Annotated in this window: 13 protein-coding genes and 1 other RNA gene; 6 read left to right on the plus strand and 8 right to left on the minus strand. The window is 53.4% G+C overall.

Annotated features, from left to right (window positions below; genetic code table 11):
• Positions 1-82: 82 nt before the first annotated feature.
• Complete coding sequence (gene fur / locus AXW11_RS09275; RefSeq protein WP_007153120.1) at positions 83-493, minus strand: ferric iron uptake transcriptional regulator; 411 nt, start codon at positions 491-493, stop codon at positions 83-85.
• Between the two features lie 122 nt (positions 494-615).
• On the opposite strand from fur, the gene AXW11_RS09280 reads away from it, so the two are divergent.
• Positions 616-942: an outer membrane protein assembly factor BamE gene (locus AXW11_RS09280; protein ID WP_007153121.1), complete on the plus strand. Its 327-nt coding sequence runs from the start codon at positions 616-618 to the stop codon at positions 940-942.
• A gap of 14 nt (positions 943-956) precedes the next feature.
• Here the strand turns inward: AXW11_RS09280 and AXW11_RS09285 are convergent, their stop codons facing one another.
• From AXW11_RS09285 to AXW11_RS09295, 3 genes are all read right to left on the minus strand, one after another.
• A complete protein-coding gene (locus AXW11_RS09285) occupies positions 957-1,238 on the minus strand; it encodes an RnfH family protein (protein WP_036212170.1) in 282 nt (93 codons plus the stop codon).
• 2 nt (positions 1,239-1,240) lie between these two features.
• Positions 1,241-1,681, minus strand: a complete 441-nt coding sequence (locus tag AXW11_RS09290; protein WP_036212167.1) for a type II toxin-antitoxin system RatA family toxin — start codon at positions 1,679-1,681, stop codon at positions 1,241-1,243.
• An 81-nt stretch (positions 1,682-1,762) separates the two neighbouring features.
• The gene (locus AXW11_RS09295; protein ID WP_041333794.1) at positions 1,763-3,379 is read right to left on the minus strand and encodes a sodium-dependent transporter; all 1,617 of its coding nucleotides are present in this window, start codon (positions 3,377-3,379) and stop codon (positions 1,763-1,765) included.
• Positions 3,380-3,558: 179 nt separating this feature from the next.
• Between AXW11_RS09295 and smpB the strand changes: the two genes are divergently transcribed.
• The 4 genes from smpB to AXW11_RS09315 all read left to right on the plus strand — a co-directional run bounded on the left by smpB (position 3,559) and on the right by AXW11_RS09315 (position 7,045).
• The gene (smpB, locus tag AXW11_RS09300) at positions 3,559-4,038 is read left to right on the plus strand and encodes an SsrA-binding protein SmpB (protein WP_007153125.1); all 480 of its coding nucleotides are present in this window, start codon (positions 3,559-3,561) and stop codon (positions 4,036-4,038) included.
• Between the two features lie 162 nt (positions 4,039-4,200).
• On the plus strand, positions 4,201-5,619 hold the full coding sequence (locus AXW11_RS09305; protein ID WP_177190623.1) for a wax ester/triacylglycerol synthase family O-acyltransferase: 1,419 nt from the start codon (positions 4,201-4,203) through the stop codon (positions 5,617-5,619).
• 85 nt (positions 5,620-5,704) lie between these two features.
• Positions 5,705-6,069: a transfer-messenger RNA gene (gene ssrA, locus AXW11_RS09310) on the plus strand.
• A 112-nt stretch (positions 6,070-6,181) separates the two neighbouring features.
• Positions 6,182-7,045, plus strand: coding sequence for a hypothetical protein (locus AXW11_RS09315; RefSeq protein ID WP_143071146.1), 864 nt, complete (start codon positions 6,182-6,184; stop codon positions 7,043-7,045).
• A 162-nt stretch (positions 7,046-7,207) separates the two neighbouring features.
• On the opposite strand, the gene AXW11_RS09320 is transcribed toward AXW11_RS09315, so the two are convergent.
• The 3 genes from AXW11_RS09320 to AXW11_RS09330 all read right to left on the minus strand — a co-directional run bounded on the left by AXW11_RS09320 (position 7,208) and on the right by AXW11_RS09330 (position 11,039).
• Positions 7,208-9,109, minus strand: a complete 1,902-nt coding sequence (locus tag AXW11_RS09320) for an ATP-dependent nuclease (protein ID WP_041335284.1) — start codon at positions 9,107-9,109, stop codon at positions 7,208-7,210.
• Positions 9,110-9,871: 762 nt separating this feature from the next.
• Positions 9,872-10,360 carry a hypothetical protein gene (locus tag AXW11_RS09325; protein WP_041335281.1) on the minus strand — a complete coding sequence of 163 codons (489 nt, stop codon included), beginning with the start codon at positions 10,358-10,360 and terminating at the stop codon, positions 9,872-9,874.
• A 169-nt stretch (positions 10,361-10,529) separates the two neighbouring features.
• Positions 10,530-11,039 carry an MgtC/SapB family protein gene (locus AXW11_RS09330; RefSeq protein ID WP_041335277.1) on the minus strand — a complete coding sequence of 170 codons (510 nt, stop codon included), beginning with the start codon at positions 11,037-11,039 and terminating at the stop codon, positions 10,530-10,532.
• Positions 11,040-11,220: 181 nt separating this feature from the next.
• Here AXW11_RS09330 and AXW11_RS09335 point away from each other — a divergent pair, with 181 nt between their 5' ends.
• Positions 11,221-11,817: an exopolysaccharide biosynthesis protein gene (locus AXW11_RS09335; RefSeq protein WP_041335274.1), complete on the plus strand. Its 597-nt coding sequence runs from the start codon at positions 11,221-11,223 to the stop codon at positions 11,815-11,817.
• A gap of 132 nt (positions 11,818-11,949) precedes the next feature.
• Here AXW11_RS09335 and AXW11_RS09340 read toward each other — a convergent pair whose 3' ends face one another.
• Positions 11,950-12,819: a hypothetical protein gene (locus AXW11_RS09340; RefSeq protein ID WP_041335272.1), complete on the minus strand. Its 870-nt coding sequence runs from the start codon at positions 12,817-12,819 to the stop codon at positions 11,950-11,952.
• Positions 12,820-12,867: the final 48 nt, after the last annotated feature.

The raw sequence follows: 12,867 nt of genomic DNA on the forward strand, positions 1-12,867 counted from the left end.
TTCCCCTCTCGATCCTGAGAGTTGTTGGGGCGGGCTAAAACCCCGCCCCCTTTTTTCTTTTTCCGGAACAAATCCTGAATGATCAGGATTTGAGGGGTTTGACGTAAAGAATCAGGCTGTGATCGACAATCTCATAGCCTCGTTCTTTGGCAATCTTTTGCTGCCGCTCTTCGATCACCTCATCGACGAATTCAATGACCTCGCCGGTCTGAGTGCAGACCATGTGATCATGATGATCGTCGCCGGCCATCTCAAATACGGCGTGCCCACCTTCAAAGTTGTGGCGCAGAACCAGGCCAGCTGCCTCAAACTGAGTCAGCACCCGGTAGACGGTTGCCAGGCCCACGTCATCACCCTGTTCGAGGAGCTTTTTGTACACATCCTCGGCGCTGAGGTGATGCTCCTCGGAGTTCTCCAGAATATTGAAGATCTTCACTCTTGGCAGAGTGACTTTAAGACCGACTTTTCGTAATTCGGTGTTTTCGGATGACATGTTACGATTCACTCTTTGGTGTGCCTCACGGCTTCCGGTATGATGAAGCCGCATGTTAACGGTCAGACCGTGTCACACCTGCCCCTGGCAGGCGATTTCAAGATAGAGGATTTCCCCCGGCGATGCAAAAGCTCACAGCTCTCATTCTAACTCTCATCATGGCTGGCTGTGTTTTCCCAGGCGTATACAAGATCAACGTACAACAGGGGAACATACTGACCGACGAAGAGCTGACATCACTGGCCGAGGGCATGTCCCGCAGCCAGGTCCACTCCTTGCTGGGCACCCCGCTGATGACCAACCCCGCCGATCCGTCCCGGGAGTACTATGTGTATACCTTCCAGCGCAGTGGTGGCGATATCAAGGAACAACGGGTCATCGTCTACTACGATAACGACCAGTATTCCCATTACGAAGCCCAGCTGCTGGAAGAAACGCCCGCCTACTGAGCCAGCCTCAAGCCTTAGCCCTTCTTCTTTGCCCGGTTAAGCCGGGCCTGCTTGGGGTCGATCTGCAGCGGCCGGTAAACTTCAACCCGGTCGCCGTCCCGCAACTCGTGGGCGGACGGATTCTTGATCACCTTACCGAAGATCCCCATATCGCCATTTTCCGGATCGACCTCAGGAAATATGGCAACAATGCCGGAACGCTTCACAGCCTCCACAGCCGTGGTGCCCTCTTCGACACTCAAGCTGATGATTTCCTGCCTGTCTGGCCTGGCAAAGGCCACCTCAACTCGAATCATTGTTATCCCCCGAGATACACTTGGTCTGCGCGACGGCAGAACGCGTCCACCATGGTATTCGCAGCCTGATTGAAGACCGGCCCGAACGTCATCCTCGACAAGGATCCGGAAAACTCAAATTCCAGCGTGAGAATCACCTTGCAGGCGTTATTCTGCAGGGGCTTGAACTGCCAACGACCGCTAAGGTTACGGAAAGGGCCATCCACCAGGCTCATTTCAATGGTATGCGGCAGGTACAGCTGGTTGCGCGTGGTCAGCCGGTGACGGATACCACCTTTGGCGATATCCATGGATGCCATGATTTCGTGGTCTGTCTGCTCGTGCACCTGGCTGGCTGAACACCAGGGAAGAAAGTCGGGGTAGCTGGCAACATCGTTGACCAGGTGGAACATGCGTTCCGCCGAGTGCATAACCAGCGCGGTCTTGTCGATCTGATGGGGCATTGGAACCGGACGTCCTGCTTGCGAATACTCTTGAGTTGAAGACCCTGCAAAGGGGGAGCCCCTTTAATCGGGACGCCAATATCAGACGCTATGATAAAGGATATCACCGTTGTTGGGGTCACTTTCCTGCCCAGCCGGGCCATTCTTACCGCTCTTCTCTCCTGGCTCGCCCGGATTGGTCTCTGGCTCGCCACCCCCACCAGCATCACCGGCTTCATTGTTGGAATCACCCGCATCGGGGGCAGTTGGCGTCATTGAGCTTGGCGCCAACTCTACGGTAGGTTTGCACCACAATCCGTTGCTACCGCTGTCGCACAACGCCACCAGCGACGTGGCGGTGTACTGCAGGCCGATATACGCCACCACCAGCGGCAAGATCAAGCGCATCACCCAGAACCATATACGGCCAATCAGACGTGGTGCCTTTCCCAGTATGGTGAAGGTCAGATTTCGGGTCAGGTACCAGCCCGCGAAGACGGATATCAGGATACTCACCAGTGGAATCAGCAGGCCACCCGTGATCAGCTCAAGCCAGCGGAATAAGGTGCCCCCGGCGAAACGCTCGTCGGACCATAGATTGAAGGACAGCAACGACCCAAGCCCCGCCAGCCAGACTGAGCTGCCCATCAGAAAGGCGGACAAGCCCCTTGGTGCGCCTGTCCACTCCTGGAACCAACCAACCACCGGCTCAAGCAATGAAAGAGACGTCGTCCACACAATCATCACGATGACCAGGAACACGGCCGCCACCAGAAACTGACTGCCCGGCAGATCCGCCAGGGCCACCGGCAGCGACAGGAAAAGCAGCCCGAACCCGCGCTCACCTTCCATGGAATGGCCATCGGGCGCCAACGAATAAATCGCCAACCCGGCCCCGATGGCGATCAGGGTGTCCATCAACACCACAGCCAGCACGGAACGCTTAAGGCGCGTGTCCGCGGGTGTATAGGCACCGAACAGGGTCCACACGCCCATTCCGAGCCCAAGAGTGAAAAACGCGTGAAACAACGCCGCCCGCAAACTGTCCAGGGTCACGTCGGCGGGGCGGAAATCCAGCATGAAGTCCGACGCACTGCGGAAATCCCCACTCCAGGCGGCCAGACCGCAGAGCGCCAGCAGAATCAGCATCATCGCCGGTGCCACCACCCGTACTGCACGCTCGACACCGTCCACCACGCCCTGCATCGACACCCACACCACCAGCAACAGGAAGAACCCGTGCCAGCCCATGAACACGCGATAGTCCCGCGAGTCCGACACCAACGCGGAGAGGATACCTGCGGCTTCAGCCTCGCCGGCGCCAATAAACCGGCCCATGGCTCCGTAGAATACGTAGGCCAGAGCGATGGCACCGAAAACAGCCGTAAAGGAAAGCACCAGAAAAGCCGCCAACACCCCCAGACGACCAGCCCACATCCACGCCCGGGACCGTCGCGCGCTGCGAACGAAACCATCCATCGCCAGCACCAATCCATGGCGGGCGTATCTTCCCATCGCGGATTCGGTGACCATCAACGGCAGCGTGACCAGCAACAGGCACGCCAGGTACAGCAATATGAACAACCCGCCGCCATGCTGGCCGGCCAGGTAGGGGAACTGCCACACGTTCGCGAGACCAAAGGTTGCCCCGGTCGCAGCCCAGAAAAAAGTGGTTGGCCGGGTCCACGACCCGATTGGTGTTTCGTATGGAGTAGGCATTCCATTCCCTGACGACATCTCAGCGCACATTGTAGCGGAGGAATCACAACCCATACGACCATCGACTCAGTCAATCGCGCCGATTTCGTGACCAGTCTGGTACTACTGGGCTACAATGCGCGCTTTTCCGGCACGATTACGCACGGTAAATTTTCTGTCCGACTCCGGATCAACGATTCATGAGCAAGAAGAAACCCGGCGCTCCGAGCGCCACCATTGCCTTGAACAAAAAGGCAAAACACGAGTACCACATCGAGGAACGCTTTGAGGCGGGCCTGGCCCTGCTCGGATGGGAAGTAAAATCCATCCGTGCCGGCAAGGCGCAGCTCACCGATGCCTACGTGCTGCTTAAGGACGGAGAGGCCTGGCTGCTGGGATCCCACATCATCCCGCTCACCGCCGCCTCAACCCACGTTATCGCGGACCCGACCCGAACCCGTAAACTGCTGCTGCACGCCAAGGAAATTGCCAAGATCGTCGGCAAAGTTAACCAGGCAGGCCATACCTGCATTCCGCTGGCCATGTACTGGAAGAAGAACAAGGTGAAATGCGAAATTGCCCTGGTGAAAGGCAAGAAGCTCTTCGACAAGCGTGCCACCGAGAAAGAACGGGACTGGAACCGCCAGAAACAACGCATCCTCCGCGAAACCAACGTCTGATCGCTGGCCGGGCCCCAGGCCCGGCGTCCTCTCCCCGCATTTTATGTCGCATCTGCATCCTCTTTTAGCCCCTCTCTGATCAGCCTATACTCGATCCCTTACCCCAATCCGCATAAGGACAGCGGCCACCCAGGGACAGACGGGAACCAAAGGGAGCAAGTGATGACACGCCGACAAACACCCATGTCTGCAGTAGATCGCTCGTGGCTACGCATGGAATGCCCCGAGAACCCCATGATGATTTCAGCGGTGCTGGTGTTTGATCAGCCCATTGCCCTCAAGCGCCTCAAGCGAACGCTCGACGAACGCTTTCTCACCTTCCGGCGCTTTCGACAGCGCGTCGTCACCGAAGGCGACCGCACGTACTGGCAGGACGACCCACTCTTTCATATCGACAACCATATTCACGTTCTTGCCCTTCCCGGCGATGGAGGCAAACAGGAGCTGCAAACACTGACCAGCGACCTGACCAGCACCTCGCTGGATTTCCGGCGCCCGCTCTGGCAAATCCACTATATCGAGAACTATCAGGGTGGCTGTGTCCTGCTGGTTCGCATCCATCACTGCATTGCTGACGGCATTTCACTGGTGCGTGTGCTGCTTTCGCTGACCGACAACTCGCCGGAACCGAGACTCAGCCGGGTATCGACATCCAGCCAATCCAAGACCCATGCACCTCAAGGTCTACGACAGCTCGCCAGCCGGGCTTTGCATAATGGACAAACCGCCATCGACCAGGCAGGCCTGTTTCTGAAGTCCATCCGCAACGAGCCGGGCTACCCGTTCAAACTGGCCACTACCGCGGGCAACATCGCCGTCGACCTGCTCAAGCTGGGCCTCTCCCCGGCGGAACCAGACACCTGCCTGAAAACACCCCTGAGCGGTCGCAAGCATGTCGCCTGGGCCGACCCGCTGAGTCTCGCCGAAGTGAAGGTGTGCGCCAGAGCCCTGCGCGGCACCGCCAACGATGTGCTGCTGTGTGCCGCCGCCGGCGCGTTGCAACGGCATTTTCTAGCCACCGGCGAGGCCACGCCGGAATGCGGTGTTCGCGTTGCCGTACCGTTTAACCTGCGCCCGATGCGACAGCCGATCGAAACCCTGGGCAACCAGTTCGGGCTGGTGCTGGTCACCCTGCCCGTGGAGGAGACCGATCCGATCATGCGGTTCCGCCAGGTTCAGGAAAACATGAACCGCCTCAAACGCTCCTATCAGGCTCAGGTAACCTACAGCCTGCTGGACCTGTTCGGGCGCGGCCCGGATGTCCTTGAGCGGCGGGCGCTCTCCATGCTCAGCAATAAGGCCTCTGCGGTACTCACTAACGTGCCGGGCCCAAAAGAACCTGTATATTTGGCGGGAGCAAAGCTCACCCAGCCTATGTTCTGGGTGCCCCAAAGCGGCAATATCGGCATCGGTTTGAGCATATTCAGCTACGCCGGCACAGTGCAATTCGGCATCACTATCGACAAGAACATCAAGGCCGACCCGGCTAGTGTGATGGGGCATTTCCGCGACAGCTTTGCCGAACTCCTGGACGCCGCGTTGCACAACAGTGAACAGAACACCGCCCGGGCCGCCAGTTGATAGGTACAACTGACCACCCGACACCACAAAACAAAACCAGGAAAACCTTGAAGTTGGCGGAAGCAGCCACATATACTGTCGGTAAGGGGACGACATGGCTTCGACGCCGGTGGCGAACCCTTGGGTGCATGTCGAGATGGCAGCCAATCTCGTTAATCCAAAGCTGCAACGCAATAGTCGCAAACGACGAAAACTACGCACTAGCAGCGTAAGCTGCTAGTCGTCCTGACCGGGTCGCCCGTAGCCCGGAAGCAACATCTCAGGACGTCATCGCTTACGGGATGCTCCGTTTTCCAGAGTTCACTGGCTAACGGCTAAGATCTAAAGAACTCGGTTCTTGCACCCTGGCTCTCGGGTCGCTTGAACTTAAATCAATAGAGAGACGCTAAACATGTAGACCTCAAGGCTGAGTACTGGCGGACGCGGGTTCAATTCCCGCCGTCTCCACCAACCAACCGCAAAAAAGCCCCTGATTTCAGGGGCTTTTTTTGTTTATACAGCAAACAATTTCCAAAAAGTGTCAACCAACTGCCAACGGGGTGAGAAATTGGACAGCTTTTCCTTGAACTCGATGCTTGAGCTCCTGCACGAAATTCCCTCACCGCCAGACACAGTGCTCGCCGCTATCACAGCCGCATTGATTACCCTTTTTGGCATCCACCTGCAAAATAGAAGCAACTTTCGACAACTTCAGGAACGACTTGATCAGGAGCGCGTTGAGAGATCGACACAACGAAAAATAGAACTGCGCAGAGAAACCTACTTAAAAGCTGAAAAAGACTTAGTAGATATGCAGGTGTTTCTCGGGCAGATGCCGACACTGTTCAGACAAGGCGAATTTTCAACAGAATCGCTAAACAACTTCACCGCAAGCGCTGGGCAGGTCCAGCTCATATCAGAGATTGAAACGGCAAAGGTTGCCGGAGAACTAGCCACTCAACTTGGGGAAGCTTATCTCGAAGGACTACGACAGCTCATACCTTTTATTCAACTTAGTAATGAGCTCGCGGAAACAGAAGAACACCTGAATGTCGCGAGGACAGAGTCTAAGCGACTAATTCTCGAAATAACTACATGGCACGAGAAAGCTGAGCAAAACCACGACGAGTACAATCGACTGAATCACTCCTTCGAATTCTGGAACAGAAAATCTCAAGAGCACCTACTGAAAAAAGCGAACCTGGAAGCTTCCAGGATTAAACTCGAGCTCCAACACTCTGAATGGCTTGTAGAAAAACTTAAAATGGCACACCAAGTAACCACTGAGCTTAGATCCAGCCTCAGGCAGGAATTGGAGTTTGAAGAAGGAAAAGAGGAGTTCGGACAGCTCGCAGCAAAAAACTCAGACAGAATAATTGCAAAACTGAAGGAATTTAACAAAGCCTTAGAAAAAGAAATATCAGACTCAGGGAACACTCAGAGTTAGTCTACCTTTTCCCAAGATCTGAAACTGTGCCCAGATGGTCAGGAGACAAATGGGCTGGCCGTCGTGTTGTGTGGTGTCGGTTTCAGGCAATATCAAAGCGATGACATTTGAAAATGAACATAAAGCTGAAGCAGCATGTGCAAACTTCAGCTTTAGTACGTACTATGCCAAACAGCTACCACGCCATTGCAACTTAATTACACGCTCAATAATAGCGCTAATCGCCTTAGGTAATTCCCCGCCGTTTTCCAAATGTAGATGTGTAATAAATCTCGCTTCAAGAGGCTTTCCTACTTTTCCAAGAATTTCATGCGCTTTCTCCTTATACTCAGAATAACTTGAAATACTCGATTCCATGTAGTGCTCCCAAGTAATTCTGAATGCGCACAGATTATCAATTACCAAGAAATCATCATTGAACTCCTCTGAGCACCCCACTAACTCCATAATTCCTTTTGACGTCCTTCTACTACCAGAATCGGTAGAACCCTGATCAAAGTCGAATACTATGTAGCAAGCGATTCCTAGCTCATTAAATACCCGATACAATCTGTCCATCTGCCCCTTTCCACCACACTCTATAACCGAGATATTATAATAGTCTAGGTTATACTCGGAGGCCTCAAACAGCAGCGGTAGACAGTAAGACTCTGTAGCCCCTTCCACCAAAATTACCTTTTGAGCAAAAAAACCTTCAGATTTATTCTGATGATACGCATTATGATAATGCTGACGAATAGACTCCGACGACACAACTCCTTTCATACTCGGGATACGATTTTCAATATCCGATATTAAATCACCTGGGGAAATCTGGCGACATATAGAGTATGCACCATTATCACTATCATTTCTTTCAAGCCTTACAATTTCATCGAAATGAACAATATCTAAAAGCAAAGAAGAATGGGTAGAATAAAATAACTGACTACCTCCATCAGAAAGCTGCTTAAACACTCTCCGAAGGGTTCTTTGAGCTTGAGGATGCATATATATCTCAGGCTCTTCAATACCAAATATGGTATTGTTAAGAGCATCATTATTATCTTGCGCGAAAGCACGCAAAATCGACAATATTACCGCCCTCTGCAAACCGTGGCCTTTATTTTCTATCGAGCTTCTAAAACCATCATGTGAAAACAATCTTGGCGATTGAATAATCTTATCGAAAGATGGAGTTTCAAACTCTATCTCTATTTCCGCTGGCATATATTCAGACAAAATTCCATTTATTGAAGATTCCAAATCATCTATTTGCTGAATCCGTATTCCATTATCATTTCTATTAAAGCTTTCAGCAACAGATTTAAGCTGCACCTCAACTTCAGCTTTCCGCTCTTCAGCAACATTCTCAAGAATTTTCTTTAAAAGCTTTCCAAAAGGCGAAGATGCGGTATATTTAGCCTCATCTTTTACATCTCTTACTGCAGGAACATAGATATAAGCAGGAAGTATACTCTTAAGAACACTTGAATATCCTGCTGGGTTTTCATGCCAGCATTCAATGTAATCACTTTCAAGAAGGGCATCAGAACAAAACTCTTCAATTGCCTGCTTCCAGTCACCGACCTTTCTACTTGGCAAGTAATCTCTAAACTTCTTGCCGTTAATTTCTGTATCGGCCACTCCGGCCTCGTCCCACTCTTTAATAGCCTTGGCGCTTACACTGGATGGATTAAGCCAAGGGAATTTTGGAGAACTCTTTTGGAAATGCTGACTAATATCAAAATCGAACTCCCCATCAATTTGCTCTTCATGTGCAGTTGCAGATCGAGCGATATGAAAAGATCCATCGTCTCGAAGGTATCCTTTCAGTGATTCGGACTCACTTCCTGAGAGTTCTGTAAATATTGCTTCAATCCATATCGGCTCATCTGTGAGACAATGATACCAAGACTCTTCATCGATATTTTTCTTTGATGGATTAAGCAAAAAGTCGAGAGCCTTCAAAACACCAGACTTTCCAGAATTATTAGCACCAACTAGAGCGTGATGCGAACCCACATTGATGCATTCATCTTTGAAAGACTTAAAATTCTTAATACGCAGATAACTAAGTTGCATTGTGCCTCCGTGCAGTCATAGTTAAAACTTGATAGTACGGAATGAGGAAACATTACACAAAAGTTAATTAGGAAGGGTCAGAACAGAGCTCTCCCTGAAGTCACACCACCACTATGCAGGTGTCGCTCTTGCCAGGCATCTTGCCCTCGGTGAGCTCCGGTCATTCTGAAGAAAAAGCTCGCCGCTAGTTTACTGGTCATGGTTTGTAGAGGACTTGTCTTAAAGTCTTGTGAGGGAACGCCTACACCGTGATTCTCGGTTACGCTTGGCCCGCTTCGATCATTTCACCCTCCCCCGCTTATCCCAGGTTCGCTGGTGATTTTATTGGCCCCACCAACAAGGGCTTTTGATGCTGATTTTCAGCAGGTGATGGAGTAGGTCTGTGTTGGTCAGGTGTGGGTCAAGCCACATATTAAAGTCTTTCGGTTTGAGCATCACGGGGGATGCTCTTAGGGTGGATGTTGTTGCACTCTGCTTATGCCCTTTCTTTCTCTCCGGTCTATTCATGGAAGCCGCTGGCCGGGATGATGGCCCGATGTGAGTGAAACCGCCTTTTCCAGAGTGGACTGGTTCCAGGCTACCCAATCGGGTGTTGAAGGTGCTGCATTTTGGTGATGGGCGGTAGCCGCTACCGTCGGGGTTGGACGCGTAGGTGGTGCCCAGGATTTCGAGAAGACCCTGGACCAGTGGGACGTCGATTGCGTTGTAGCGGCAGCACACCTGAAATCACCTCGTACACTGACCTGATCATTCCGCATACGACTAACTCTCCAAATCGTTACCCGGCTTAAGTTCAGCCCCGCTCTCGTCTGACTCAGGAAGTTCCTCAACGCTGGATTGAGCATCACTTCTTCCGATCCCATAGGCGATAAACACAAAACTAAAGAAAGCGACGCAGACTGAAATTGCGAAAATTGCAGCCAAAAGACCACTTGCCGATACCAGCAAAGCGCCAAGGCCCACGATACCACCTACCCAGCCCGCACCCATGATTAAGTCCAGAATGGTATTCGCCCAGGCCGGGATGTGGCTTCTTTGAGAAAATAAGAAAGAGATGAAAGAGGCTGCAACACACAGGGGGATCGCTGCTGTGAAAAGGAACAATGCCATGGCGCTATATTTATCGAGTTCGCCGAAGTTGCCTTGCAAGAACATCAATAGAGTTGCGGTCGCAAACGCTGCAATTGCATTCGTCATTGCTCGAAATTCGTTATGGAGCACTGGCTTAACAACAATTTCTTTAGCTTGCATTTGGCGTCCTTGCACAGTTACTTGATTGTCAAAGCATATCAAAAACGCTGCCGATAGGTTTCAACAAAGTGTCTACGGTTTTGGGTTTTGGCGTGGCGCTTTGAGAAGGTGCGGCATCGGGTTCAAATCCCACTACCTCCACCAACCAACCGCAAGAAAGCCCCTGATTTCAGGGGCTTTTTTTGTTATCAGACTCCCGAACTTCCACAGGCTTGGCTGTCTGCCCATCTTCAACCACAGGCTCACCGGTCACCGACCGCACCAGCCTTCCCATGTAGCGCAGCGTGAAGAAGTTCAGGGCGCTCAGGGCTATGGCAATCTCAAGGTGGTGGTACGCAACAGCCACACCGATCGCGCCACAGTTCCAGATACTGGCGGCGGTGGCGGTGCCGATTACTCGGCTGTCGTCCTTGAGGATGGCGCCGCCGCCAATGAAGCCGATGCCGGTGACAATGCCTTGCAGTACGCGGCCCTGTTCGCCCGGGGAGTCGATCACGGCGCGGCCAACGAGCATGAAGCCACATGAGACCACGGCCACCAGCGGAAAGGTTCTCAGGCCAATCCGGGGCCCCTGCTCTTCCCGGTCGAAACCGATGGGGAACGCCAGCAGGTAGGCAATGGCCATCAACAGCAGGTGGTTGAGGGTGAGCATCCAGTCAACGTTGAGCAAGTCTGCCATGGGAATTTCCGGGTTTTGAAGTTTTTGTTATCGCTGGATCGAGATTAGTCCTGGTCTGCAAAGGCTTCAATTATTTCCGCTTCTGTTCGGCCACAATCGCTGTTTTCCGATTATCGGGAATGGTAGGTTTTAAAGGCCGGATTTGGCAGACGTTACCCTGATTCGAGGAAGAGCCCTATCTATGCGCAACAATGGCGACCCTACCAACATGCAACAACTGCTGGAGCAGATCCGCGAGTCGGCGGCCGGGGCCGGGCGAGTGTCGGTGAACGATATCCTGAATGGCGTGGGGGAACGTTCGTTCGGGCCCGTGGTGCTCGTAGCAGGGCTGATCACCCTGGCGCCGCTGATCGGTGACATTCCCGGCGTTCCAACCATTCTGGGGCTGGTGGTTCTGCTGACGCTGGGGCAACTGTTGTTCCACAGACGCACCATCTGGATGCCGTCCTGGATTTCCCAGCGTTCCGTGCCCCAGGACAAGCTCTTGAAGGGACTGGACTGGCTGCAAAAACCGGCTCGTTTTCTGGATCGTTGGACAGGGCCGCGCCTGGTGTTTCTGGCGGACGGGCCAGGGCTCTATGTGATGGCCATTATCTGCATGCTGGTGGCTCTGGCCATGCCGGCGATGGAGGTGGTGCCCTTCAGCGCCAATGGTGGCGGCGCTGCGTTGACGGCCTTCGGGCTGGCAATCGTAGCAAGGGACGGGTTGTTGGCAATTGTAGCAACGTCGCTCACGCTGGTGACCGGCTGGTTTGTGGTTACCGGGCTGGCGGGGTAATACTAGAGGCGTAAAAAGGAGCCGTCCGTTGGCCCAAAGATGCAGTGGAGCAGGAGCTCCTTTAGTCGCTTTCAGGGACTAACACATCTTCAGTACACCAGATCAATATGACAGTTCTATGACGCCGGGTTATCACCCACGCCCATGAAGCTCTTCAAAAAATATGCGGGTACGCTCAGTGATTTCGTCCAGTTTGGCGTCCCACGTGCGCTTGTAGCTTTTGAAGGTATCGTCACTCAGGCGCGAGATACGCGCTCCCGCCTCAGCTAACGCACGAGAACTGTCGGCAAAGGCGTCGAAATCCGGCTCATCCAGCCTGTCGCTGCTTCGATTGAGGTCCGCCGCGGTTCGCTGTAAGACACTTCGATCTCTCTCAGGCGCCCGCTGGTTGTCTTCCAACGCCTCTTCGATGGATTCCTCCAACTCTTCCATCAGCCCCTGCAGGGCTTGGCCGTACTCTTCCATGGCCTGCTCTGCCCGGCGCTGGGCCTGATCGGAATACGCCTCGAATTCGTGGGCAATGGCGTCCATCTGGCGAGAGAGATCGTCGGAGGACTGTCCGAAACTGGCCGTCAAGCGCTCGCCCAGCCGGTTCATTTCTCCGATCAAACCTGCAAACGGAGACGGATTCATGATCGCCTCGCCGGTGCGGTCGTAATCCACCAGCCAGTCGCCACTCTGTTCCACAAGGTAGGTATTCACTTCCCGGCGCTCGCCGGGGACGCCGTTTTCAGCGGGCAGGCGGGTTACGATCGTAGCTTCGCGATCGTCGATGACCACCCGACCGAAATCAGGCACGGTGCCAGACCAGTCCCGGGCGTAGCCATCGAAGGCAGAGGGGGCGGCAAGCGTCGATAGATCGGCAACGGTATCCGCGTCTTTCTCGGACAGGGCCTGCCAGAATTCAGCGGCCACTTCCTGGGGCGTTTCCGGCTTGCTGCATCCAGCGACCACCACGGCCGCCAGCGCTAGTGCCACCACTCTGAACCACGAGTAACTCATTCGCCCATCCTCAATCAATGTTCAATACTGGGCGAATAATACTACAGG

This window comes from Marinobacter sp. Hex_13, assembly GCF_001566815.1.
Classification (GTDB): Bacteria; Pseudomonadota; Gammaproteobacteria; order Pseudomonadales; family Oleiphilaceae; genus Marinobacter; species Marinobacter salarius.